At 60.6% G+C, this 25,821-nt stretch carries 24 protein-coding genes; 10 read left to right on the top strand and 14 right to left on the bottom strand.

Translation table 11 applies throughout. The annotated features are described in order from the left end of the window. Position 1 precedes the first annotated feature (1 nt). Positions 2-1,510, top strand: coding sequence for an anthranilate synthase component I (gene trpE / locus HH303_RS05960; protein ID WP_169624325.1), 1,509 nt, complete (start codon positions 2-4; stop codon positions 1,508-1,510). 16 nt (positions 1,511-1,526) lie between these two features. After that, positions 1,527-2,135: a pyridoxamine 5'-phosphate oxidase family protein gene (locus tag HH303_RS05965; RefSeq protein ID WP_169624326.1), complete on the top strand. Its 609-nt coding sequence runs from the start codon at positions 1,527-1,529 to the stop codon at positions 2,133-2,135. Positions 2,136-2,141: 6 nt separating this feature from the next. Here HH303_RS05965 and HH303_RS05970 read toward each other — a convergent pair whose 3' ends face one another. After that, positions 2,142-3,392, bottom strand: coding sequence for a divergent polysaccharide deacetylase family protein (locus HH303_RS05970; protein ID WP_169624327.1), 1,251 nt, complete (start codon positions 3,390-3,392; stop codon positions 2,142-2,144). A gap of 202 nt (positions 3,393-3,594) precedes the next feature. On the opposite strand from HH303_RS05970, the gene HH303_RS05975 reads away from it, so the two are divergent. From HH303_RS05975 to lexA, 6 genes are all read left to right on the top strand, one after another. Next, positions 3,595-4,179: an anthranilate synthase component II gene (locus tag HH303_RS05975; RefSeq protein WP_169624328.1), complete on the top strand. Its 585-nt coding sequence runs from the start codon at positions 3,595-3,597 to the stop codon at positions 4,177-4,179. Between the two features lie 21 nt (positions 4,180-4,200). Then, positions 4,201-5,250: an anthranilate phosphoribosyltransferase gene (gene trpD, locus HH303_RS05980; protein ID WP_169624329.1), complete on the top strand. Its 1,050-nt coding sequence runs from the start codon at positions 4,201-4,203 to the stop codon at positions 5,248-5,250. After that, on the top strand, positions 5,247-6,050 hold the full coding sequence (trpC, locus tag HH303_RS05985) for an indole-3-glycerol phosphate synthase TrpC (protein WP_169624330.1): 804 nt from the start codon (positions 5,247-5,249) through the stop codon (positions 6,048-6,050). Before trpD ends, trpC begins: the two co-directional genes overlap by 4 nt. Before the next feature lies 1 nt (position 6,051). Then, entirely contained in the window at positions 6,052-6,543 is a 492-nt protein-coding gene (gene moaC / locus HH303_RS05990; RefSeq protein WP_169624331.1) for a cyclic pyranopterin monophosphate synthase MoaC, read from the top strand. Beyond that, entirely contained in the window at positions 6,540-7,751 is a 1,212-nt protein-coding gene (locus tag HH303_RS05995; RefSeq protein ID WP_169624332.1) for a molybdopterin molybdotransferase MoeA, read from the top strand. Before moaC ends, HH303_RS05995 begins: the two co-directional genes overlap by 4 nt. Positions 7,752-7,899: 148 nt before the next feature. Next, positions 7,900-8,595, top strand: coding sequence for a transcriptional repressor LexA (gene lexA / locus HH303_RS06000; RefSeq protein ID WP_169624333.1), 696 nt, complete (start codon positions 7,900-7,902; stop codon positions 8,593-8,595). Here the strand turns inward: lexA and HH303_RS06005 are convergent. Then, positions 8,552-10,747: a ComEC/Rec2 family competence protein gene (locus HH303_RS06005; RefSeq protein ID WP_169624334.1), complete on the bottom strand. Its 2,196-nt coding sequence runs from the start codon at positions 10,745-10,747 to the stop codon at positions 8,552-8,554. The genes lexA and HH303_RS06005 overlap by 44 nt on opposite strands. A 140-nt stretch (positions 10,748-10,887) precedes the next feature. Between HH303_RS06005 and gltX the strand changes: the two genes are divergently transcribed. Together gltX and HH303_RS06015 are read left to right on the top strand one after the other, a co-directional pair. Then, on the top strand, positions 10,888-12,291 hold the full coding sequence (gene gltX / locus HH303_RS06010; protein ID WP_169624335.1) for a glutamate--tRNA ligase: 1,404 nt from the start codon (positions 10,888-10,890) through the stop codon (positions 12,289-12,291). A 142-nt stretch (positions 12,292-12,433) separates the two neighbouring features. Next, positions 12,434-13,735 (top strand): citrate synthase, encoded by a 1,302-nt coding sequence (locus tag HH303_RS06015; protein ID WP_169624336.1) that lies wholly within the window; start codon positions 12,434-12,436, stop codon positions 13,733-13,735. Between the two features lie 52 nt (positions 13,736-13,787). On the opposite strand, the gene lpxB is transcribed toward HH303_RS06015, so the two are convergent. The 12 genes from lpxB to frr all read right to left on the bottom strand — a co-directional run bounded on the left by lpxB (position 13,788) and on the right by frr (position 25,818). Continuing rightward, positions 13,788-14,951, bottom strand: a complete 1,164-nt coding sequence (gene lpxB, locus HH303_RS06020; protein WP_169624337.1) for a lipid-A-disaccharide synthase — start codon at positions 14,949-14,951, stop codon at positions 13,788-13,790. After that, a complete protein-coding gene (locus tag HH303_RS06025; protein ID WP_169624338.1) occupies positions 14,948-15,784 on the bottom strand; it encodes an LpxI family protein in 837 nt (278 codons plus the stop codon). The genes lpxB and HH303_RS06025 overlap by 4 nt, the downstream gene beginning before the upstream one ends. Before the next feature lie 32 nt (positions 15,785-15,816). Then, complete coding sequence (lpxA, locus tag HH303_RS06030; protein ID WP_169624339.1) at positions 15,817-16,620, bottom strand: acyl-ACP--UDP-N-acetylglucosamine O-acyltransferase; 804 nt, start codon at positions 16,618-16,620, stop codon at positions 15,817-15,819. Further along, positions 16,613-17,089, bottom strand: a complete 477-nt coding sequence (gene fabZ / locus HH303_RS06035) for a 3-hydroxyacyl-ACP dehydratase FabZ (protein WP_406610908.1) — start codon at positions 17,087-17,089, stop codon at positions 16,613-16,615. The genes lpxA and fabZ overlap by 8 nt, the downstream gene beginning before the upstream one ends. 28 nt (positions 17,090-17,117) lie before the next feature. Beyond that, positions 17,118-18,143 carry a UDP-3-O-(3-hydroxymyristoyl)glucosamine N-acyltransferase gene (gene lpxD / locus HH303_RS06040; RefSeq protein ID WP_169624341.1) on the bottom strand — a complete coding sequence of 342 codons (1,026 nt, stop codon included), beginning with the start codon at positions 18,141-18,143 and terminating at the stop codon, positions 17,118-17,120. Between the two features lie 14 nt (positions 18,144-18,157). Next, positions 18,158-18,772: an OmpH family outer membrane protein gene (locus tag HH303_RS06045; RefSeq protein ID WP_169624342.1), complete on the bottom strand. Its 615-nt coding sequence runs from the start codon at positions 18,770-18,772 to the stop codon at positions 18,158-18,160. Position 18,773: 1 nt separating this feature from the next. Further along, positions 18,774-21,104, bottom strand: coding sequence for an outer membrane protein assembly factor BamA (gene bamA / locus HH303_RS06050; RefSeq protein ID WP_227421600.1), 2,331 nt, complete (start codon positions 21,102-21,104; stop codon positions 18,774-18,776). Between the two features lie 244 nt (positions 21,105-21,348). After that, on the bottom strand, positions 21,349-22,455 hold the full coding sequence (gene rseP / locus HH303_RS06055; protein ID WP_169624343.1) for an RIP metalloprotease RseP: 1,107 nt from the start codon (positions 22,453-22,455) through the stop codon (positions 21,349-21,351). 15 nt (positions 22,456-22,470) lie between these two features. Then, entirely contained in the window at positions 22,471-23,631 is a 1,161-nt protein-coding gene (locus HH303_RS06060) for a 1-deoxy-D-xylulose-5-phosphate reductoisomerase (protein ID WP_169624344.1), read from the bottom strand. Continuing rightward, the gene (locus tag HH303_RS06065) at positions 23,628-24,500 is read right to left on the bottom strand and encodes a phosphatidate cytidylyltransferase (RefSeq protein WP_169624345.1); all 873 of its coding nucleotides are present in this window, start codon (positions 24,498-24,500) and stop codon (positions 23,628-23,630) included. The genes HH303_RS06060 and HH303_RS06065 overlap by 4 nt, the downstream gene beginning before the upstream one ends. Continuing rightward, a complete protein-coding gene (locus tag HH303_RS06070; RefSeq protein WP_169624346.1) occupies positions 24,497-25,231 on the bottom strand; it encodes an isoprenyl transferase in 735 nt (244 codons plus the stop codon). The genes HH303_RS06065 and HH303_RS06070 overlap by 4 nt, the downstream gene beginning before the upstream one ends. A 32-nt stretch (positions 25,232-25,263) precedes the next feature. Next, the gene (frr, locus tag HH303_RS06075; RefSeq protein ID WP_169624347.1) at positions 25,264-25,818 is read right to left on the bottom strand and encodes a ribosome recycling factor; all 555 of its coding nucleotides are present in this window, start codon (positions 25,816-25,818) and stop codon (positions 25,264-25,266) included. Positions 25,819-25,821: the final 3 nt, after the last annotated feature.

The raw sequence follows: 25,821 nt of genomic DNA on the forward strand, positions 1-25,821 counted from the left end.
CATGGACTGCCTGCCCGACTTCGACACTTTCAAGGAACGCTACGAGGCAGGCGAGGCACAGGTCGTCTACACCCGCCTCGTCGCGGATTTGGAAACCCCGGTTTCCGCCTTCATGAAACTGGCGGACAACCGGCCGGAAGCTTTCCTGCTGGAATCCGTCGAAGGCGGCGCGGTGCGGGGCCGGTATTCCTTCATCGGTCTGAAGCCGGACGTGATTTGGCGCTGCTTCGGCGACAAGGCGGAACTGAACCGCCGCGCCCTGATCGACCCGACGGCGTTCGAGGCCCATTCCCTGCCCGCGCTGGCCTCCCTGCGCGCGTTGGAGCAGGAAAGCCGGATCGACATGCCGGACGAATTGCCGCCGATGGCCGCCGGTTTGGTCGGTTATATGGGGTATGACTGCGTCCGGTTGGTCGAAAATATTCCAGACGGCAATACGGATGTGTTGGGTCTGCCGGACGGCATCTTCATGCGCCCGACCCTGATTGCCGCCTTCGACAATATCGAAGACGTGGTCACGATCGTAACGCCCGTCCGCCCGGATGGAGAGACCAGCGCCGTCGCCGCCTATGAAAAGGCCCTGGAACGCTTGGCCGATCTGCGGGACGGTCTGTCGCGCCCCCTTCCCTATACGATGGACCCGCGATCCAGCAACGCGCCGGATGCCGAACCCGTCTCCAACATGACGCAGGACGACTATTGCGGCATGGTGGAAAAGGCGAAGGAATACATTCTGGCGGGCGACATATTCCAGGTCGTGCTGTCGCAGCGGTTCGAACAGCCGTTCGACCTGCCGCCCTTTTCGCTGTACCGCGCCCTGCGCCGGACGAATCCGTCGCCCTTCCTGTTCTATATGGCGTTCCGACGCTTCTCCATCGTCGGGTCCAGCCCGGAAATTCTGGTGCGCCTGCGCGATGGCAAGGTCACGATCCGCCCCATCGCCGGGACCCGCCCGCGCGGCGAGGATCGCGACGAGGACCTGCGCCTGGAACAGGAATTGTTGGCCGATCCGAAGGAACGCGCGGAACATCTGATGCTGCTGGACCTGGGCCGGAACGATGTCGGGCGCGTGTCCAAGATCGGTACGGTGAAGGTCACGGAACAGTTCATCGTCGAACGCTACAGTCACGTGATGCACATCGTTTCCAACGTCGAAGGCGGTATCAAGGACGACGAAGACGCGCTGACGGCCCTGATGGCGGGATTCCCCGCCGGAACCGTGTCCGGCGCACCGAAGGTGCGCGCGATGGAAATCATCGAGGAATTGGAACCGGACCGTCGCGGCATCTATGCCGGCTGTATCGGGTATTTCGGTGCCGACGGATCGATGGATACCTGCATCGTGCTGCGGACCGGCATCGTGAAGGACGGCAAATTGCTGATCCAGGCCGGGGCCGGGATCGTGGCGGACAGCGATCCGGTATCGGAACACCGGGAATGCGTGAACAAGGCGAAGGCCCTGGTGCGCGCGGCACAGGAAGCGGTCCGCTTCGCATCAGGACGAAACTGACGAAAGGGAAAACGGTATGACCACCGTGACGACGATCGAGCAACTCGAAGAAATCTACGGTCCGGTCAATCCAAATTCCCTGACGAAGGAAATAGATTATATTTCCGACCACTACCGGGCCTTTATCGAGGCATCACCCTTCGTCGTCCTGTCGACGGTCGCCCCAGAAGGCCTGGACAGTTCCCCGCGCGGCGATCCTGCCGGTTTCGTCGAAGTCGAAAGCCGCAACACGGTTTTGATTCCAGATCGCAACGGCAACAACCGCATCGATTCCCTGCGGAACATTGTCCGGGACCCGCGCGTGTCGCTGCTGTTCCTGATCCCCGGCGTGGGGGAGACCCTGCGCATCAACGGGCACGCGGAAATTGACACCGATCCCGTCCTCCTCGCCCGGTTCGAAATGCAGGGCAAACTGCCACGCAGTGTCCTGCGGGTGACGGCGGAACGGGTCTATTTTCAATGCCAGAAGGCGCTGGCGCGGTCCAAACTGTGGGACCCGTCCATCCAGATCGACCGCAAGTCGCTGCCGACGGCGGGTCAGATCCTGAAGGCACTAAAACCGGATTTCGACGGCGACCGATATGACGCCGACTATCCGGAACGCATGAAGCGGACGATTTACTAAACGCCGCTAGCTGCGGGCGACGGGCATCATGTCGCGGACGATGGCGGATACGGGAACAAGCTGAAATCCCTTCGCTTCAATCGTCTTCAGCCAGGGGCCGACGACGGCCAGCGTTTCGTCATGCGGATGGCCGATGGCGATCGCATGACCGGTGCGCCGGGCGGTTTCCTCCACCCGTTGCAACTGCTTGCGTATTGACGCCGTGTCAATCACATGATCGAGGAAAACATCACGCACCGCATAGGGAACGCCGCTTTCCGCCGCAACCTTGTAGCCCTGCGAATCCGTCGTCGTGATCGAATCCACGAATAGGAGGCCCCGGCGTTTCAATTCCGCCATGACAAGGCGCATGCCGTCCCGGTCGGCGGTGAAACGACTGCCCATATGATTGTTGATCCCGACATAGCCGCCGATCTGATCCAGGTTCCAATCCAGCCGCCGGATAATTTCCGACGGTCCCAATTCCTTCTGCAGCGCGTTCGGTCCCGGATCGACAGACAGGTCCAACGGCGCCATCGGCATATGCACCAGGATTTCGTGACCGTTCCGACGCGCATCGGATACCAATTCCTTCAAGTGGTACCCATAGGGCAGGAAAGCCATGGTCAACGGCCCCGGCAGCGCCATGGCCTTGCGGCTGCGTGTCTGATCGATCCCCAGATCGTCGAAAACAATGGCGATCCGGGGGCGGCCGTCCGCCGGGGCCACGGCAACGGCATAGGTCTGCCAGGGTTCTTCCGCCACAGGCCGAAGCGGCGCGACTTGCGGAATATCAACCGACGACGCGGGTTGTTCCGGAATACGCTCCGATACGGGTGGCACGGGCAGCGGGCTGGCATAACTTGCCACCTGCGGCGCCGGCTCGCGGACCGAATCGGGGCCGGCGTTCGGATCCGGGCGCACCGGGTCGGGTTGCGCGGCAAGGCTTTCCTCATAAAGGCGCTTCGCCTGATCGGAGCCTTGGACGATCACGGGAAGCGGGCTTCCCTCCGGCAGGCCGATGTCTTCCAGGGGCGGCATCTGCAAGGCCGTGCTCGCCATCGGGCGCGGCCCGTCATCCGGTCCCAGCCATATGCCGAGACCGGTGCCGAGTCCGACACCGATCATCAAGATCGCGCCCATCACTGCGGCCTGCACGATGGGACGACGCCGATACCAGGGTTTGACCTGCACCCGATGGGCAATGCGGCGACCCGACGGATCTTTCGATCGGGTCGTTTTATGGGCCGGTTTATGTTTCGCGCGGCGCGGCGCCATTGTCCCATCCTGGATCAAAACGAAAGATCGAATTCGCGCTGCGAAGCCTACTGGATTCCCATCGCCGGTCCAATCCTGTCGCAGGCGGCCCCTTGCGGGGTTGCTTTCCCTGGGTGAAGCCGCTTGTTATAACCTCGGGCGGTCACAAGATCGCCCCACAGAACGCAACGCCGAACCATCGGATAACGGCCGGGTCAACGCCATGTACCTTCTGATCGATAACTACGACAGCTTCACCTACAATTTGGTCCATTTTTTGGGCGATTTGGGGGCGGAATGCGCGGTCTGGCGTAACGACAAGATCACGGTGGACGAGGTATTGGCGCAAAAGCCGCAGGGAATCGTCATTTCCCCCGGCCCCTGCGACCCGCCGAAGGCCGGTATCTGTGTCGACCTGATAAAGGCCGCGGCGGAAAACGCCGTCCCCCTGCTGGGCGTCTGCCTGGGGCATCAATCCATCGGCTATGCCTTCGGGGCAACGGTGGAACGCGGCCCGGTCCCGATGCATGGGAAGGTCTCCCCGATCCACCATCAGGGAATCGGCCTGTTCGAAGGGTTGAAGGACCCGCTCTCCGTGACGCGCTATCACAGCCTTGTCGTCGCTGAAAAGAACCTGCCCGACTGCTTCCGCATCACGGCGCAGACCGACGACGGCGTCATCATGGGCATGGAACACAAGACCGCGCCGCTGCACGGTGTTCAGTTCCACCCGGAAAGCATCGCGTCCGAAGAAGGGCACGCACTACTGAACAACTTCCTGAAACGGACGCGCAATGACGGTGCGTGAGAGATATCGGGGGCGAATGGCATGAGCGGCTTCATGCAGGATATGAAGGGCCTGATCGCGAAGGTCGTGTCCGGCGAAACCCTGACGGTGCCGGAGGCCGAACGCGCCTTCGACATCATCATGTCGGGCGACGCGACCCCGTCCCAGATGGGCGGTTTCCTGGCCGCGCTACGGTTGCGCGGGGAAACGGTGGAGGAAATCACGGGCGCAGCGAAGACGATGCGGGCCAAGGCCTCGCGGATCAGCGCGCCTGCCGGTGCCATGGATATCGTCGGTACGGGTGGCGACAAGCTGGGAACCTATAACGTTTCCACGGCTGCGGCGGTGGTCGTCGCGGGCTGCGGCGTCACGATCGCGAAACATGGCAACCGCGCGGCATCGTCGAAATCCGGCACGGCGGATGCGCTGGGTCAGCTGGGGGTCGATCTGGATTGCCCCTTCCCCAATATCGAACGCGCGATCCGTCAGGCCGGGATCGGCTTCATGATTGCCCCGCGCCACCACGGCGCGATGCGCAACGTCATGCCGACCCGCGTCGAACTGGGCGTCCCGACGATCTTCAACCTGTTGGGGCCGCTATCGAACCCGGCCATGGTGACGAAATACCTGATCGGCTGCTTCCTGCCGGAATTCATCGAAAAGATGGCCTGGACCCTGGCCGATCTGGGGGCGGAGCGCGCCTGGGTCGTGCATGGGCACAGCGGCATGGACGAAATCAGCACGACCGGCCCGACCCGCGTTGCCTCGCTTCAGGACGGCAAGGTCGAAAGTTTCGACATCGCCCCCTCTGATGCGGGCCTGAAGGAAGCGAACCTGAAAGACCTTCTGGGGGGCACGGCGGCGGAAAACGCCCAGGCGATCCGCGACCTTCTCGACGGTCGGGAAAGCGCCTATCGCGATATCGTGCTGTTCAATTCGGCGGCGGCGCTGCTGGTATCCGGCATGGCGGACGATTTGACCGCCGGTGTCGCCCAGGCCGCGGACAGCATCGACAGCGGCCGCGCGAAGCAGGTTCTGGCCGATCTGGTCCGGATCACCAACGATTACCCGAAGGAGGCGACGCCGGAATGAGTGACGTCCTCGCCAAGATTTGCGCCGATAAACGCGATCATATTGCCGCCCGCAAGGCGGAGGTGCCGGAAGCCGAGATCAAGGCACATGCGGCCTCCGCCCCCGTACCGCGCGGTTTCTCGGATGCCTTGGCACGCAAGGCCGATGCCGGCGACTATGCGCTGATCGCAGAAATCAAGAAGGCGTCCCCGTCCAAGGGCCTGATCCGCCCGGACTTCGCCCCCGTCGCTTTGGCTCGTGCCTATCGCAAGGGGGGCGCGGCCTGCCTGTCGGTGCTGACGGACGAACCCTATTTTCAGGGCCGCGACCAGTATCTGACGGCGGCGCGCACGGCGGTGGACCTGCCGGTCCTGCGCAAGGATTTCATGATCGATCCCTATCAGATCTACGAAGCCCGCGCCCTGGGGGCGGATTGCATTCTGCTGATCATGGCGGCCCTGGAAGACAGCCAGGCGGCGGAACTGGAAGCCTTGGCCATGGAATTGGGCATGGACGTTCTGATCGAAACGCACGATGCGGAAGAAATGGAACGCGCATTGCGTCTCAAGTCCTCATTGATTGGCGTAAATAATCGTAATCTCAAGACGTTGGAGGTTGATCTTAAGACAACGGAAGAGCTGTCGAAGATGATTCCGGACGGCCGTGTCCTGATCGCGGAAAGCGGTCTTTACGGACCGGACGACCTCGCCCGGATGGCCCGCGCCGGGGCGATGCGATTCCTGGTCGGGGAGTCGCTGATGCGGCAGGACGATGTCGAAACGGCCACCCGCACCCTGCTGGCCAAGCAAGAGGCGGCGTAAGATGGCGGCAAGCGGCCTGACCCATTTCGATTCCGACGGCAACGCCGTCATGGTCGATGTTTCGGCGAAAGAGCAGACGGCGCGCAGCGCGACCGCGCGCGGACTTGTCCGCGTGGCACCGGAAACCTTCGCCGCCATCCGCGACGGTCAGATCAAAAAGGGTGACCCGTTGAGCGTCGCGCAACTGGCCGGGATCATGGGGGCGAAACGCACGCCGGACCTGATCCCGCTGTGCCATCCGTTGTCCCTGTCCTCGGTAAAGGTCTTTCTGTCGCTGGACGAGGGCGAATGCGCGGTCGCGATCGAGGCAACGGTAAAGCTTACCGGCCAAACAGGTGTGGAGATGGAGGCACTGACAGCCGTTTCCGTCGCCGCGCTGACCGTCTATGACATGGTGAAGGCCATCGATAAGGGCATGCGCATCACCGATATCCATCTGGTCCACAAATCGGGCGGAAAATCCGGGGAATACCGGGCGGAGTCCGCCTCGTGATACCGGTTGAGGAGGCCCGCGCCCGTATCCTGGCGGCGCTATCCCCGGTCGGCGTTGAAACCGTCGCCCTGTCGGAATCGTTGGGCCGTGTCCTGGCGCAACCGGTGACCGCGCGACGGTTACAACCGCCGAAAGACCTGTCCGCGATGGATGGCTATGCCTTGCGTTTCGAGGATATCGGCACCCTGCCCGTCACCCTGTCCGTCATCGCGGAAGTGCCTGCGGGCGGGTCGTTCGAGGAAACGGTACCGGCAGGCGCCTGCGTGCGGATTTTTACCGGCGGTCCGCTGCCAGACGGAACGGACACCATCGTCATTCAGGAAAATACGGACGCCGACGAGGCCGCCGGAACCGTGACAATCCTGGAAGGGTCGCCGGAAGGCCGCCATGTGCGCCGGGCCGGTCTGGACTTCGCGCCCGGTGACATCCTGGTCGATACCGGAAAGCGCCTAGGCGCCCGCGACATCGGACTGGCAGCAGCCGGTAATGTGCCCTGGGTCACGGTATACCGGAAGCCGCGCGTTGCGATCCTGTCGACGGGCGACGAAATTGCCCTGCCCGGCGATCCGATTGGGCCAAACCAGATCGTCAGTTCCAACGGCCCTGCATTGGCGGCGGCCGTCACGGCGGCGGGCGGCGTACCGACCCTGATGCCCATCGCGCCGGACGATGCCGAAAGCCTGCAAGCCCTGGCCCGGAACGCGGCGGGGCACGATTTGTTGCTGACCACGGGGGGCGCATCGGTCGGCAAACACGACCTGGTCGGCAGCGCGCTTGCGGAAACCGGCCTGGAACTGGATTTCTGGAAAATCGCCATGCGCCCCGGCAAGCCCCTGATGTTCGGCAGCTTCGCCGGAATGCCGATGCTGGGCCTGCCCGGCAATCCGGTCTCCGCGCTTGTCTGCTTCCTGCTGTTCGGACGTCCCGCTTTGACGCGGTTGGCCGGGGCGTCAAATACCGGCGTGACCTTCACCCCGGCGCGGCTGGGATCGGCCTTGCCGGAAAATGACCGCCGCGAAGACTATCTGCGCGCCGACCTGCATCGTGATGAAAGCGGTCACCTGATCGCCACGCCGACGCAGCGGCAGGACAGTTCGATGATGAGCACCCTGTCCCAGGCGGGCGGGCTGGTTCGTCGGCTGCCGCACGCCCCCGCTGCCGAGGCGGGCGCCACCGTTGACGTCCTGGTCTTTCCGGACGGGTTCTGATCCCTTGCGGCGACCAACGAGAACATTTGTGTCCCGAATGTTCTGATTTATCTCTTGACACAAAGAGCGAACAAAATTAGTCCAAGAGCATCCAAAGAGCAGTGGGCTGGCGAAACCGGCCCGATAACGGGATAAGGAGCCAACGGCAATGCTGACCCGGAAACAATACGAACTTTTGATGTTCATCCACGACCGTCTACAGGATTCGGGTGTTTCCCCATCCTTCGAAGAAATGAAGGAAGCATTGGACCTGAAATCGAAATCCGGGATTCACCGCCTGATCACCGGGTTGGAAGAACGCGGTTTCCTCCGTCGCCTTCCGAACCGTGCCCGTGCACTGGAAGTCGTGCGCCTGCCGGAGAACTCCGCGCCCGAACAATTGCCGATCCGCAATCGTCGTGTCGACATGCTGCGCCAGAAAGAAGTCGGTAGCCGCAAATCGATGATGCGCGGCGGCGGCAACACGGTTCAACTGTCGCTGTATGGCCGCATCGCGGCGGGCACGCCGATCGAAGCCCTGCGCGACCATTCCATGCTGGTTGACGTTCCCGCCACGCTGCTGGGCCGGGGCGATCACTACGCCCTGGAAGTCGAAGGCGATTCCATGGTCGATGCGGGCATTCTGGACGGCGATACGGTGATTATCGAACGCACCGAACACGCCAGCACTGGCGACATCGTCGTCGCCCTGGTCGAAGGCCATGAAGTCACGTTGAAACGCCTGCGCCGCAAGGGCGACAGCGTCGCGCTGGAGCCGGCAAACCAGAATTACGAAACCCGCATCTACCGCCCTGATCAGGTCAGCGTTCAGGGACGTTTGGTAGGGCTTCTGCGGAAGTATTGATCTCGACCGCTTTTATATACCCGGTCCAGGGCCGTTGACCGCGATGGGCGGAGACACTGTCTAGGACCGGCCCCGCCCGTGTCAGAAAGATCGCCGTCACCCCGTCTCGGCGCAGGTCCGCCGGACCCAAGGCCGGGCGTTCCCGACACAGGCCGGGATGCGGCTGGACCGACAGCCGGGCGACATCGGCCATCAGGCAATCTTCGACCATGCCGCGCGGATCGGTCGACAGCGCGATCACGACCCGCCCGGACACGCCGTTCATGTCCTGTGTTGTAAAAACACAGCCGGCGGGATCGCAGCGGATCGGACTGTCGCGCAGGGACGCCAGATCCTGCCAATCGCCCAGGATCGGCAGGGCCGTCTTTTCCGACCAAACCGATTGAGCGAATTTATCGCGGTTTCGGCGTTCCACCCACAAGCCGCCGTCCCAGACAACGGCCGCCTGCCCCGCCTCGTCATGCAGGATCGCGATTGGAATAGGCGTGAAACCGCAAGACGCGATCCCGGCCAGGACCACGGGAATGCCGATATAGCGCCATCGCCGCTTCCACAGCGCGCACCATAACCCGCCCACACAAATCGCGGCCAACCCAGCCATCGGAAAGGGCGGCAGTTGATATCCCGCCCCCGGCAGCGCCGCCACGGTGTCCGCAATCCAAAGCACCGCGTCGATACCCCATCCGGCGGGGATCAGCGTCCAATGTTCCAGCCCTAACGGCATCGCTGCCAAGGACAACAGACCGAACGGCATGACGATGAAGGTGACGACGGGAATGGCCGCCAAATTCGCCAAAACCGAATACTGCGCCACCCGTCCGAAATGATGCACGGCGAAGGGAAAGGTCGCGGCCCCGGCAATGACGGTCGTCAGGCATACTGCCGCCAGATAAAAGCCGATCCGCCGCAACGTCGTCCGATCCCGACCGGGATCCAGCTTCACGGTTTCATAGACGGCGACAAGCGCAATCACGGCGGCAAAGGACAATTGGAAACTGGGGCCGATGAGGCTGTGGGGCGCCAAGACGATCACCGCCGTTGCCGCGACGGCAACCAACCGCATCGATATTGCCTGCCGGTCCGTCAAAACGGCCAGCAGGACAATGCCGGTCATCAGAAAGGCGCGCTGTGTCGGGACAGTCGCCCCCGACAGAACGAGATATCCCGCCGTCGCCAGGAGCGCGCCCAAGGCCGCCCATTTCTTGATCGGTCGGTCCCGCGCCCAGGCCTCCCGCAGGGCAAAGCCGATGCGCAGCGTTCCGAAGGCGATCATCGCCACCATACCGATATGCAGGCCCGATATGGCCAACAGATGCGCCAAACCCGACAGGCGCAGATTTTTCAGAACCGCCGCGTCCAGGCTGGACCGATCCCCCGCCAGCAAGGCCGCAGCAACGCCACCTCCCAGCCCCGGCAGCGCCAGACGCAACCGGTCGGACACATCGTTCCGAAACCGGGACACGGCCAATTTCACGCGATCATAGGCCGATGGGGCGCCTTGGCGCGGCACCTCTCGCCAAGAGGAAAGCGCGAAGCCCACGGCGCCCAATCGATCGAACCAGGCCGTGCGCGCAAAGTCGTAAGCGCCGGGATAGGACGGGCGCGGTGGCGGCGATAGGCGTGCCGACAGGCGTATCCGCGACCCGACGTCCGGCACCGCCCCCACCCGGAGCTTCACGCGCACCGCATAAGGCATGGCCTCCGTATTTCGGCGCCAATCGAGCCTTTCCAGCCGAACGCGGGCGCCGTCCGGGAAATTCTCCACCGCCACGACGCGGCCCGTTAGCCCCCGATAAAATCCCGCACGGTCGAGAACGGGCGCGGCGCTGCGGTGGGTCTCCCAAGACGCGATCACACTTCCCGTCGCGGTGATGGCGACCAGAATAGCGCCGGCAGCCGCCCCCGGTCCGACAAAATGCCAAAGCGCCATCCCGACTAGCGACGCAACGCCGACAATGCCAAGGGCGATGCGAATATCCGGCTCCATCGGCAACAGAAAGTAAACGACGACCCCCGCCCCTAGGAACACCGGCGCCCACAGCGCCCAGCGTTCCCGTTCCGCCGCAACCGTTCCCGACAAGGCCGCGACCGCCACGGCAACAACCCCGCGTCGTCGGATATCGGTCAGATGTACGGCGACAGGCCTTACCATGGAACCCCCTCCCGGAATGCGACCATAGAGAGTTGTGATGACACATACCAGTTCCGGACGGCGGGCTTTGCCGAAATCACTCCCGCATGGTAGAGAGCGGCCAGATTTAAGAATGCTGATTTACCGTATCAGGAGCCGCCATGACCGTCGTGACCCGCTTTGCCCCTTCCCCGACCGGATTTCTGCATATCGGCGGCGCGCGCACGGCCCTGTTCAACTATCTCTATGCCCGGCACCATGGCGGCACCTACAAGCTGCGCATCGAGGATACGGACCGCAAACGCTCTACCCAGGAGGCGATCGACGCGATCATGGACGGGTTGTCCTGGCTGGGCCTGAACGGCGACGGCGACATCCTGTTCCAATCCAGCCGCGCCGACCGCCACGCGGAGGTCGCAAAGGCCTTGCTGGACAGCGGCCACGCCTACCGCTGCTATTGCTCCCCCGAAGAGTTGGAAGCCATGCGGGGGACGATGAAGGAAGAAGGGCGCAAGACGCCGTATAACGGCTATTGGCGTGACCGCGACCCGTCGGAAGCCCCGGCCGGTGTCGACCCAGTCATCCGTATCAAGATGCCGCGCGACGGCGGCGCGACGACGATCAAGGACCTGGTGCAGGGCGACGTCACCATCGAAAATGACCAGTTGGACGATTTCATCCTGCTGCGGGCGGATGGAACACCGACCTATATGCTGTCCGTGGTGGTGGACGACCATGATATGGGCGTGACGCATGTCATTCGTGGCGACGATCATCTGGTGAACGCCTTCCGGCAGTTCCACCTGTTCAAGGCCGCCGGATGGGACGTTCCCGCTTTCGCGCATATCCCGCTGATCCACGGGCCGGATGGGGCGAAACTGTCGAAACGGCATGGGGCACTGGGCGTCGAGCAGTATCGCGAGATGGGATACCTGCCCGAAACGTTGAAAAACTACCTGTTGCGCCTCGGCTGGTCTCATGGGGATGAGGAGATTATCTCAGAAAACCAAGCCATCGAATGGTTCGATCTCGATGCGGTCGGTCGCTCGCCATCGCGTATGGACTTCCAAAGGTTGGAAAACCTGAACGGCCATTACTTGCGGGAGGCCGATCCCGGCCGTCTGGCAGATATGATCGCCCCGGCCCTGGGCGTTGACGGCGATGAAGGCCTGAAGGCGCGCCTTGCCGCGGGGATGCCCGGCCTGACGCAGCGGGCGAACACTATCCCGCAATTGGTCGACGCCGCGCGATTCTATGTCGAACGGCCCCGATTTCCTCTGGAAAATCCGAAAGCGGCGAAACTCGTCGCGGGCGAAGGCCCCGCCGTCGCCAAGGATTTCGCGGAAACCGTCCTTGCCGGTATCGAAAATTGGACCGAAGCTACTTTGCACGACGCGCTCAAAAACTATGTTGAGAGTAAGGGAATTGGCTTCGGGAAAATAGGGCAACCCGTTCGGGGTGCTTTAACGGGTACGAATGCGTCGCCCGACCTTGCGCAAGTCATGGCCGTTTTGGGCCGCGAAGAGACTTTGGCACGGATCGACGCACTGCCTCTGAACGCCTGATCCGCGTTATTGTGCACCGCGTCATTACCGGGTAATGTTCCGCGGCAATTTCGGGAATTGCTAGATTTCCGCGATTTTTGGGGAGGGTGTCCCTCATCTCGAATGCGGGATCAGCCCAATTAAAACGATAAGGAGGCTCCTCATGAGCGACACTTCCAACCATACAATGACCCTGACCGATAATGCGACGGGGCAGAGCTGGGAACTGCCGGTAATGGAGGGGTCCGTCGGACCGAAAGTTATCGATATTCGGAAGCTCTACGGTCAGAGCGGCTATTTCACCTACGACCCGGGCTTTACCTCGACCGCATCCTGCGACAGCGCCATCACGTATATCGACGGTGACAAGGGCGTTCTTTTGCACCGCGGTTATTCGATCGAAGATCTGGCGGAAAACTGCGATTTCCTGGAAGTTTGCCACCTGCTGCTACGCGGGGAACTGCCGAAGGCACAGGAACTCGAAGATTTCCGCAACACCATCACCTATCACACGATGGTGCATGAACAACTGATGAACTTCTTCCGCGGCTTCCGTCGCGACGCGCACCCGATGGCCGTCATGGTCGGTGTCGTCGGCGCGTTGAGCGCGTTCTATCACGACTCCACGGATATCAACGATCCGGAACAACGCATGATCGCGTCCCACCGGCTTGTGGCGAAGATGCCGACGATCGCGGCGATGGCCTATAAATATTCCATCGGTCAGCCGTTCATGTATCCGCGCAACGACCTGAGCTATGCGCATAACTTCCTGCGCATGACCTTCGGGGTTCCGGCGGAAGACTATGAAGTTGCCCCCGCCGTCGTCCGCGCCATGGACCGGATTTTCATCCTGCATGCCGACCACGAACAGAACGCCTCGACCTCCACGGTCCGTCTGGCGGGCTCTTCGGGCGCGAACCCGTTCGCCTGCATCTCCGCCGGTATCTCCTCGCTGTGGGGCCCGGCGCATGGCGGCGCGAACGAGGCCGTTCTGAACATGCTGACGGAAATCGGCGACAAGAAGAATATTCCGGAATTCCTGGCCCGTGCGAAGGATAAGGACGACCCGTTCCGCCTGATGGGCTTCGGCCACCGCGTCTACAAGAACTACGACCCGCGCGCCGGCGTTCTGAAGAAAAGCTGCGACGAGGTTCTGGATCAGCTCGGCGTGCAGGATCCGCTGCTCGAACTCGCCCGCGAACTGGAAAAGATCGCCCTGGAAGACGACTACTTCGTACAGCGCAAACTGTTCCCGAATGTCGACTTCTATTCCGGCATCATCCTGAAGGCGATCGGCTTCCCGACCAGCATGTTCACCGTGCTGTTCGCCCTGGCCCGCACGGTCGGCTGGGTCGCCCAGTGGAACGAAATGATCGCCGACCCGCATCAGAAGATCGGCCGTCCGCGGCAACTCTTCCTGGGTCACGATCAGCGCGAATTCGTCCCGGTCGACAAACGGTAATTTGGCGCTCGACCGCCTGCATAGCAAAACGGCCCCATCCTCGGGGCCGTTTTCATTTCAGGGCATCAAGTACCGCCCGCGCGGCCGCCTCGCTGGGGCTTCCCCCGTCCTCAGGCGATAACTGCGCCAGATAGGGGCGCAAAGCCGCTATCTGATCCTTCCCCACGGGACCGGTCATGTGGTTCAGAACCGGAGCCAGTTTTTCGACGGTGCAGTCGTTCTGAATGAATTCCGGCACTACGGCGCGATCCGCCAGAATATTTAGGATATGGGCAAACCGCGCTTTCACGATCCGGCTCAGTATTTGATAGCTGATCGGGCTGATGCGATAGGCGATGACGGTCGGCGTGCCGGTCAGGGCCAATTCCAGGGCGACAGTGCCCGACGCGGCCAAGGCAGCGTCCGATGCCGCCATCGCCTCGTACTTCTCGCCTTGATCCGCGATCGGCATCGCTGTTACCGGCCAAGCCGCCAATTCCGCCTCCACCGTCTCACGCAGATGCGGAACGGTCGGAACGACGCAAACGACCTTTCCGCCCGGCTGCGACGATATTCGTGCGATCGTGTCACGAAAGACCGGAAGCAGCCTTTCGATCTCTCCCCGACGCGATCCAGGCAAAACGCAGAATAGGCGTACTGTGTCGGCGATACCGTGGCGCGCCCGAAATCCATCTCCCGTGACCGTCGCGGCTGGGCTTTCCAACACCGAGTGGCCCACAAACGGCGCGGTCAACCCGACCTTCTCGAAATAGGGCGGTTCGAACGGCAGGAGGCACAGAAGGCGATCGAACAGATCCCGAAACGCAAAGACGCGTTTCGGGCGCCATGCCCAGACCGTCGGCGCCACATAGTGAACCTTTGCGAAAGGCGTGCTCCCGCAAGCTTTTGCCAAGCGTTTGTTGAAACCCGGCGCGTCAATGGTCACCATGACATCCGGTTCGAAACCGACGGCGGCCTGGGCGGCTTCTCTAATTCGTCGCTTCAGTTTCGGGATATGGGGAAGGACTTCGACAAGCCCCATGACGGCCAAATCAGAGATCGGAAACAAGCTCGTCAGGCCCTGCCGTTCCATTTCCGGTCCGCCGACCCCGCGAAACTCTATCGGACCGCCATGCAGGCGCTTAAGCGCCGCCATCAAGCGTCCCCCCAGAAGGTCCCCGGAACTTTCCCCCGCCGACAAGAAAATCCTCAACGGACGGGGCTGTCGGGACGTCATTCGCCCTCTCCCGGTACGGCGATCAGGAACAGGCCGGCCTCATCCGCCAAACGAATCGCTTCTTCCCGCTCCAACATGATGCTGCGGCCAGCCTCGATCGCGATACCGATGAACCCGTGCTGAATGGCATTGCGGACGGTTTCCGCGCCGACCGTCGGCAGGTCGGCCCTAGTGGTTTGGCCGGATTTGCTGAGCTTCACCAGCACCGGGCCTTCCCCGGCCCGTTTCAAATCGCCACAGCGCGCGATTAAGCCGTCTGTGCCTTCCACGGCTTCAATTCCCAAGACCAAGCCATCCTGAATTACCACGGCTTGCCCGACATCTTGCGCGGATAGGGCTTTCAGGACGTCCCGACCTTTTTCGATATCCGATGCGGCGCGGTCTGACGGCGAGACAGCGCCCAATACGCCTTTTTCCAACCGAACCTCATCCAAGATGACATCGGTCGGATGAACGGTTATATCGTATTCTTTCTTTAGAAAATCGATGACCCCCCGCAGCAACCCGTCGTCGCCACGACGCAACACGCCGTGCGCCAGAATCCGGGTCGTCAGCGAATCCGGCATCAGCTCCAACATCGATGGACGCCGCGTCGCACCGGCAAAAACCAGGTCCGAAATATCTTCCGCCTGCAATGTCCTTAGGACGGGGAGCGTCGCCCCCAAACGGAAGTCTTGAACCGGAAAACGTCCCGCGAACTGGGCGATATCCGCTTGCCCTCGGATCGCGAAGACATGAACGTAAATCCCGTTCGACGCCGCTTTCTCCGCGATGCGGAGCGGAAGTTCCCCCCTGCCGGCGATGATGCCGAGTTTCTTGAAAGGCGGTGTCATGCCGTGAAACCCCGCATGGACGATGAACCGGGTCAGTCGGCCCCACCCAGGGACCGTGGCTGCGTCAAACCGCGGCTGGACTGTTTCTTGACGAAATCGACGATCTGGCTGACCGCTTCTTCGTTGCCAAACATTTCCGCAACGTCGTCGACACGTTCCTGCAAGGTTCCTTCGTCCGCGAACAGCATACGATAGGCCGACCGCATGTGATGGATCGTATCCTTCGTGAAACCGCGCCGTTTCAGGCCGACGACGTTCAAACCGCACAGGCTCGCGCGCTCCCCCAGGACGGAGCCATAGGGGATAACGTCATGCTCAACGCCCGACATGCCGCCGATCATCGCATGCGGCCCGATACGCACAAATTGGTGTACGGCGGATAGGCCCCCGATAATCGCGAAATCGCCCAGGACAACATGCCCCGCCAAGGTAGCGTTGTTCGCCAGGATGACATGGTCGCCGACAAGGCAGTCATGGGCGACATGCGCGCCGACCATGAACAAGCCGCCGTCACCAACTTTTGTCAGCATACCGCCGCCGGCCGTGCCTGGATTCATCGTCACATATTCGCGGATTTTGTTGCGCGCACCGATTTCCAGTCGCGATTCCTCGCCACCGTATTTAAGATCCTGCGGCGCCAACCCTATACAGGCGAATGGAAAAATCTCGGTTTCCGCCCCGATCACTGTGCGCCCACCGATAACGACATGGGAATGCAGCACCACACCGTCGCAAAGCTCGACATCCGGCCCGACCGTGCAGAACGGGCCGATCTTGACCGAATCGGCTATACGCGCGGCCGGATCGATAACGGAACTCGGATGGATATCAGGCATTCTCATCCCGATCCCGGATCATCGCCGCAAAGACGGCTTCCGCAACCAACTTTCCGTCGACGAAGGCCTCGCCGCGAAATTTCCAAACCGCGCCGCGGTTTTGTTTCTTGGAAACATGCACTTCCAAACGATCTCCCGGGACGACGGGGCGGCGAAACTTCGCTTCCTCAATGGACATGAAGTAAACTAGTTTCCCTTCGGATTCCGGTCCCAAGCTCGTCACGACCATGACACCGGCGGTCTGCGCCATGCTTTCGATGATCAGCACCCCTGGCATAACCGGCTTGCCGGGAAAATGGCCTTGAAAATACGGCTCACCCATCGACACGCATTTAATCCCGATTGCTTTCTCGTAGGGGACAACTTCATCGACGCGGTCCACCAAAAGAAAAGGATAGCGGTGCGGAATCCGCTCCATAACCCGAAGAACATCAATGTCTTTCACGGCTTCCAATGTCGTATCGTTCATAGTCATAACTCGTATTTTTTAGGGTTCTTCAATTTTTTTCCGGCCTGCTCATGGCCTTTTTCAGGAATGCATGCTGCCGCAGCCACTGCCGAACCGGGACTGCGGGTAACCCCCCCATAATCGCCTTAGGTTCGACATTCTGAATTACACCACATCTCGCGGCAAGCTGCGCACCGGAACCGACGGTCAAATGACCGGCAACGCCGCTTTGCGCTCCGCACACAACAAAATCGCCCAAAATGGTACTTCCCGCGACTCCAGCCTGTCCGGCGATCACACACCCCTTCCCGAGAACGACGTTGTGCCCGATCTGAACCAAATTGTCGATCTTGCAGCCGTCCCCGATCACCGTATCCGGCCCCATACCGCGATCAACACAGCTATTGGCCCCGATTTCGACAAAATGTCCGATTTTGACGGCACCCAGCTGAGGGATATCGACATATCCGTCCCTGTCCATCGCGAAACCGAACCCGCGTGTGCCAATACGAACACCGGAATGAATACGGCAATGATCGCCGATATCCGCATACCCGACATAGGCAGCCGGTCCGATCCAGGTACCGGCGCCAACCGTCACCCCTGTATCGATCACGGCGTTCGCACCAATCCATGCGCCGTCGCTGATCACGGCACCTTCCGCAACCCGCGCCCCCGGATCTATCCGTACGTTTTCCCCGATCGTCGCGCTGTCATGAATACTTGCCGCGGGATGGATCAAGGGTTCCGGGGTCGGCTCCGGGTAAAACGCCTGCGAAATCAGTGCGAAGTCATAGTACGGCCTACGGGATACGACTCCGACGGTCCCCAGAGGCAACATGCCGACATACTTCTCTTCGAGTATGACCGCTGCGGCCGTAGTTTGCGCCAGTTTCTTGACGTATCGCCGATTAGCGAGGAACGAAACACTCGCTGCATCGGCCGATTCTATCGCCGCAGTGCCTTCAATCAGCCTGTCCGACGCATCCGGGTCGGAAAGCTGACATCCGACGTTACGCGCGAGTTCTCCAAGCGTGAATGGGCCATGTTTGGAAAAAAATCTTGGGTCCGGCACCCGATTATTCTCCGCTACTTTTCGACGATCGGCGTAAAATTAACCTTTTGCAGGCGCTCATCGAGCCGTTTGATAATATCTTTCGTAATATCAATGTCTGCCCTGGCGTAAACAATTGCGGATTTATTGCGAGCGCCATCGAGCACAAGGTTCAAATTCATTTCGTCAGCGATCTCGACGACGATTTCCTGCATTTGCTCGGAAATACGGCGCTGTGCTTCGTTCAAGGCGGATTCTAGAATTTGCTTACGCTGCCCCATCACTTGATTTTGCTTACGCAGCTTCGCTTCGAATTCATCCCGCTTCGCCGCAAAAGCTTCCGGTGCCAAAATCGACTGTTGTTCGGATAGGGCCCTACCTTCTTCTTCCAATTCACTCTGCGTCTTCCGCAATTCCTCGACCATGCGATCGTTTTCTGCCTTGAACTTGACGCGGAGATCCTTCCAAACAAGCGCTTCAGCCTGAATTCGCGTGGAATCGACGACCGCTGCATGCAGCGGCTCGACATCCTGCGCGAAGGATTGGGGCGCAGCAAAACAGACCGTCGACAATGCGAGTGCCGCCGCGGTCGCATTACGCATCGTAATGATCGACTGGCGCCATTTACCGGATTTAAGCCCGGAGGTCATATTAGAACCTCGTTCCGAAGTTGAACCGGAAGAATTCCGTCTTGTCGAAATTCTCCTTGGTGATCGCTTGCGAGAAATCCGCACGAATTGGTCCGAACGGCGACGACCACAGAATACCGAAGCCGACAGCGGAACGCATAGACGGTTCGTCCTGAATCGTGGAACCCGTATCGTCAACTTCCGTCAAATAACCGACGTCAGAGAACAGGGCACCGCTGACGCCGAATTCATCTGGCAGACCGATGGGAAACTGCAATTCGACGGTACCCGTGGCGATGCGTTCCCCGCCAAGCGCATCCTCGCTCGCGCTATCACGAGGACCGGCGCCAGCGAATTCGAAACCGCGTAGGTTATCGCCGCCGAGCAGGAACCGATCGTTAAGTCGAATATCGTCTCCGAGCCCCAACAAGCTACCAACTTCCGCCTTTGTCCCAAGACGTACGGAATCTGTAAACGGAATATACCAAGCGCCGCCAAGCTTCGTCCGAAGATACCGCACCGAACCACCAATCCCGGCCATGTCGGTAGCCAAGTATACTTGATAACCATCGGTCGGGTCGACACGGCTGTTACGGCGATCAAAGGTAAGCGTTTGGCCGACGGAGGAAATATATTCGTCCCCCTCTTCCGCACGGATGAACCGATTGGCGGAATCGCCGATATTTTCGATTGTTTCCAAGGCGAAGCGATAACGAACCTGCTGACGCCAATCTTCATTCAACTCATACCCGAAACGGACGCCTGCACCGGTTTCCTGGCTGTCGTAAGAAGCGACGTCCTGATTGTCCCGGATAACATGGAACAAATCGATCCCCGCCGACAGATTCCGGTCCAGGAAGTAAGGTTCCGTGAACGAAAAATCGACCATCTGGGTGCGCTGAGAAATTGTTGTCGAGAGGCTCAGGTCTTGACCTCGCCCCAACAGATTGCGTTCCCGCATCGAAATGGTACCCAACGCGCCATCGGTGCTTGAGAATCCGGCCCCCACCGACAGCTCGCCGGTCGACTTTTCCTTAACATCAACCTGCACAACGGTTGAATCAGGCTCCGTGCCCGGCACGTTGGTAACCTCGACATTATCGAAAAACCCGAGATCTTCTATTCGTTGCCGGGACCGACGCAATTTGGCCGAGTTGAAAGCATCCCCTTCGACCAGCAGGAATTCGCGGCGGATAACTTCATCCAAAGTCCGAACGTTTCCGCGGATATCCACCTTTTCGACGTAGACGCGCGGCGCTTCTTCGATCTGGAACGTGATGTTGATCTTGAGATTGTCTTTGTCTCGATCGACGATAGGAACAATATCGACGAAGGCGAAGCCCTTTTCGCCAAGCGCATTGGTCAGCGCGACGATCGTGTCGTCCACGGCATCCGCGTCATACCAATCGCCCGTTTCAAGATCGATTACGTCCTTCAACGGCTCCGGATCGATATCGTCGATCTTCGACACCAAGTCGAATTCGCCGAATTGATAACGCGGGCCCTCTTCCACCGTAAAGGTGATGAAAAACGCATCCTGCTCCTCGGTCAACTCGGCCACGGCGGACACGACGCGGAAATCCGCGAACCCGTTGGCTAGATAGAAGCGACGCAGTAATTCGCGGTCGAAGGTGAGCTTGTCCGGATCGTAGGTGTCGGAATTCGAAAGGAACCGGTACCAACGGCTTTCCTTCGTCACCAGTTCTTCGCGCAGGGCACTGTCGGAGAAATACTCGTTGCCGACAAAGCTTACCTTCTCGATACCGGTCAGCGACCCTTCCGAAATCTCGAAGACCAAATCCACACGGTTTTGCTCAAGCTGGATGACCTTCGGTTCGACTTTCGCGGAAAAACGGCCCCGACGGCGATACAATTCAAGAATACGCTGAACGTCGCTCTGCACACGGGTCCGAGTGTAGACGACGCGCGGACGCAGTTGCGTTTCCGCGGCAAGGACATCGTCGTCCAACCGGTCGTTTCCTTCGAAAGCGATACGGTTGATGATCGGGTTTTCAACCACGCGAATCTGCAATTCGCCGTTCGCCATCTCCATGGCGACATCCGCGAACAGGCCGGTCGCGAACAAGGTCTTCAACGCCTCGTTCACGCCGCGCGCGTCGATCGCGTCGCCCTCACGGACACCAATGTATGACAGCACCGTTTCACGTTCGATGCGTTGCGCGCCGGTAACGGTGATCGCGCGAATTGTCGGGGAGCCCGGCTGAACTTGCGGCGTTGACGGCACCGCCTGCGTCCCGCCTTGCGGCTGCGGCGCAACCAATGGAACCGTTTGCCCCATCGCCACATCGGACGCGAACACGGCCGCACAAACGGCGCCCGTCGCGGTCATCATTTTGATCCACCGACCGAAACCGGCTGCCATTCCCTCACCCACGCACATCGTCACCGATATGATTCCTCAGCACAGAAACAAACACCTCCACGACTCGACGGTGAGCCAAGAGGCTTGAATCATCATTCGAGCCGGTCCCCCGATAGTCGGAAAACCGGCTCATTGTTACCGTATCACGGAATGAGATTAAACCTGAAAATACTCCAAGAATCAAATTCCTAAGTTTCGGATTCGCCGAAGGGAATCAAATCACGCCGTGTTCTTTGAGCAATTGCACGATATCGTTTTGCATCACAATCACCATGACCAGGAGCAGAACGGCGAGACCACCGCGAAGCAGGTATTCCTGCGCCTTTTCACCAAGCGGCTTCCGGCGCACCGCCTCGATCGCATAGAACAGCAAATGCCCGCCGTCGAGCATCGGCACCGGCAGAAGATTAAGCAGCCCCAGATTGATCGACAGCACCGCAACGAATACGATGAGGTCGAGCGCGCCGCGTTGTGCCACCTGATTCGACATGTCGACGATTTTCACCGGACCGCCCATGTCGTCGAGGCTTCGGCTGCCGGTAAAAATCTCCCCGATCGAGGTCAATGTCAGAATGCTGTAGTCCCAAGTCCGTTCCGTCGCCATCACCAGCGAATCGATCGGGCCGAAGGTCACGACCTGGAAGGGACGGTGCACCCCGATTGCAAAGGCTTGTATCTCTTCATTGAAACGCGGGGTCAGGTATTTCGTCGCCGTCTGGCCGTCGCGCGAAATCTTGACGATCAATTCCCGACCGTCGCTCCCACGGATGCTTTCGACGAATCCATCCCAGTCACCGATCTCGCGACCGTCCACGGACAGGATTTTATCGCCTTCCTGCAAGCCCGCCTCATCGGCCGGACTGGATTCGACAATCGCGCCGATACCATAATCCGCGATATCTTGGGGTTCCCGTAGGCCGGCATTTCCGAACAACAGCGCCATCACGAAAATGGCGAAGATGAAGTTGGCCGCGGGACCGGCAAAGACGATCGCAGCCCGCTGAGCGAGGCTCTTGTGGTCGAAAGAAACCTTCTGCTCTTCTTCCGTCACCGCCCGACCGGTATCGCCCTGGACATCCTCCATGCTGTGTTCGCCGAACATCCGAACATAGCCGCCGAGCGGAACAATGCTGAATTTCCAACGGGTTCCATGACCGTCGGTCCAACCGAACAATTCCCGCCCGAACCCGATGGAAAAAACTTCGATCCGCACGCCGCAGAGCCGCGCGACAAGGTAATGCCCCATCTCATGCACATAGACGAGGATGCAGAACACCAGCACCGCGTTGAAATACCCGATACCGCCGACAATACCGTCCATAGTCCCTACCCGTCTTTACTCGGCCGCCAGAACGATACGCTCTCCGGCGCGCGCCCGTGCTTCCGCATCAATGTCGAAAACGTCGTCCAATGTTTCGATACGCCGCGGCGCGACGGCGGACAAAGTCTCTTCGACAAGTCCGGCAATCGCGCCGAAAGAAATCTTTCCGGCCAGGAACGCCGCCACGGCCACCTCATTCGCCGCGTTCAGTACAGGTGGCGCGTGCGGCCCGGCTTTCAAGGCGTCCCGCGCCAATGTAAGCGACGGAAAACGGTCCTCGTCGGGCGTCTCGAAATCAAGGCGCGACAAGGTCGAAAAGTCCAATCGCGCCGACGGGCTTTCCATCCGCCCCGGCCAAGCCAGCGTGTTCGCGATCGGCGTGCGCATATCCGGCGCGCCGAGCTGCGCCAGAACGGAGCCGTCCGCATATTCCACCATCGAATGGATAACCGATTGCGGATGCACGACAATTTCAATCATGTCTTCCGGCATATCGAACAGATACCGAGCCTCGATAAGCTCCAGCCCCTTGTTCATCATGCTGGCGGAATCGACCGATATCTTCGCCCCCATGCTCCAATTCGGATGTGCCACCGCCTGAGCCGGTGTCGCCGCCGTCATGGCCTCGCGCGTCCAGGTTCGGAAAGGCCCGCCCGATGCCGTCAGGATCAGGCGCGTTATCCGGTCGCGATTCCGGTCTTCGAAAACCTGAAAGATCGCATTGTGTTCGGAATCGACCGGCAAGAACCGCGCGCCGTGCCGGGCAATCTCCTCCACCATCAACTGACCGGCGGAGACGAGGCATTCCTTGTTGGCGAAAGCGACCATTGTCCCGGTTCGGATCGCCGCCAGCGTCGGGCGCAGTCCGACCGCGCCGACGATGGCCGCCATGACGTAATCCGACGGGCGTGCGGCGACTTCCTCCAACGCATCGGGCCCCGCCATCGCTTCACAATCGGTACCTGAGAGCGACGCCTTCAAGCTGTCGTAAAGCGCCGGATCGGCGATAGCGGCGGCCTTCGCACCGAATTCACGGGCGGCTCGCGCCAAGAGATCGACATTTCTATGCGCGGTAAGGCCGATTACGTCGAAATCGTCCCGGTTGCGGCGGATAAGATCGAGTGTGTTTTGGCCGACCGATCCCGTCGCGCCAAGAATCGTGACACGGCGCGTCATACGCCGAACTCCTGCAACAAAAGCCACGGACCCAGCCCCATCAGGGACGCCCCGAGAAACCCGTCGAACCGGTCGAGCAATCCGCCGTGCCCCGGTATTAGATGGCTGGAGTCTTTTTTTCCGGCCCGACGCTTCAGCCAGGATTCGACCAGATCGCCGATCTGGGCGCAAATCGACAGGCCCGCGAGGACCGGCAACAGCGGCAAGAGACCCGGCGCGTCGAGTTCGTTGCGCAACAGCCACGCCGTCAACGCGCCCAGGATAACGGCGCTGACGACACCGCCGATCGCGCCGGACCATGTCTTGTTCGGACTGATCCTGGGCGCGAGCTTCGGTCCACCGAGACGACGGCCCGTGAAATAGGCGCCGATATCCGTCCCGATGACTGCCGGCACCAGCAGGATCAACGGCGGCACGTGGTACAGATCCGACCGCAGTTCGGACAGCACGATGACAAGACACCCGCCACAAACAGACGCCGTTGCCACAATTCCCCAGGGAAAGGCCTTCTTCGCACTGGCCGCGCTCCACGCGATCAACAGGCAGGCGCCGATCAACAACAGGGACAGCCAAACCGGCCCCCCGCCTCCGACGCCGCCGAAATCCGGCAGCGCGGGCATGAGGATAAGAAGGGAAAGCACCGACGTCGCGATGGCGATGGCGCGCCGCCAGATACCGACGGCCTTCGTGAGGTTCAACGCCTCCCAAACCATCCCACCGGCCAGCAGTGCGACGAAGGCGGTAAAGAAGGAACCACCGATATACAGTTCCACCGCCGCGATCAGAATCATGACAGCGCCGGAAACGGCGCGAACCTTCAGGTCCGTCGGCAAGGTTTGCTGAGACGTTTTTGATGCGCCGCCGGTCACGCGTAGCTCACCGTCGCGCCGAAACGGCGGTCGCGGCGCTGATATTCAGCGACCGCGTCCAAAAACGCCTGTTCGTCGAAATCCGGCCACAGGACATCCGTGAAGACGAATTCAGTATACGCGCACTGCCATAGCAGGAAGTTGCTGATCCGTTTTTCCCCACTGGTGCGGATCAACAGGTCGGGGTCGGGCAAGCCTGCCGACCACAGGTTATTTTCAAATAGGCTTTCGTCGATATCCGCCGGGTTCACGTCGCCACGGCGCGCCTGTTCCGCCAAGCGGCGCGCGGCTTCGACAATTTCCGCCCGACCGCCATACGACAAGGCGAGTGTGAGTGCCAGGCCGTCATTCCCCGCCGTCAAACGTTCCGCATCCTCGACCAAACGCTGGATATCGTCTGCAAGACGGTCGCGTTCACCGATCACCCGGAACCGGACATTCTTGGAGTGCAGATCGGCGATCTCGGACTTCAGGTACCGGCGCAGCAACCCCATCAGGTCACTGACTTCCTCTTCCGGCCGCCGCCAGTTTTCGGACGAGAAACTGAACAGGGTCAGGTAGGACACGCCCAGCTTGCCGGCGGCCTCAATCGTGCGCCGCACGGCCTCCGCACCTTCGCGGTGGCCGGCAACGCGGCGTTTGCCGCGGTGTTCCGCCCAACGACCGTTTCCATCCATGATAATGGCGACATGGACCGGGGGCGTCGGCGCTATATCCAGATGTTCCGTCATCTTGCCCATTTCGGAGTGGCGGAGCCGGTGGCTCAGACCTGCATGATATCCTTTTCTTTGTCGGCAAGCGCCGCGTCGATCTTGGACACGAATTCGTCGGTCAGTTTCTGGATATCGTCCTGACCGCGATGCAGGTCGTCCTGATTGATCTCGCCATCCTTTTCCTGCTTTTTCAGGTGATCGATGCCGTCGCGCCGAATATTCCGCACGGCGATGCGCGCCTGTTCAGCGTATTTCCCAGCCACTTTCGACAGTTCGGCGCGGCGTTCCTCGTTCAATTCCGGCAGCGGAATGCGCAGCACCGTGCCTTCCGTCATGGGGTTGAGACCCAGATCGGATTCGCGAATCGCCTTCTCGACGGATTTGACCATCGAATTGTCCCAAACCGTGACGGACAGCATGCGCGGTTCCGGCACGGCGATGCTCGCAACCTGGTTCAGCGGCATGGACGCACCATAGGCGTCGACATGAATCGGGGTCAGCAAATCGGCGGAAGCGCGACCGGTGCGCAGCCCCTGAAATTCGGTAGCAAGCGCGTCGAGCGCGCCCTGCATGCGACGTTTGAGATCCTTGGTATTCGCAGACATCGT

The sequence above is a fragment of the Pacificispira spongiicola genome (assembly GCF_012926505.1).
In the GTDB taxonomy this organism is placed as follows: domain Bacteria; phylum Pseudomonadota; class Alphaproteobacteria; order UBA8366; family Aestuariispiraceae; genus Pacificispira; species Pacificispira spongiicola.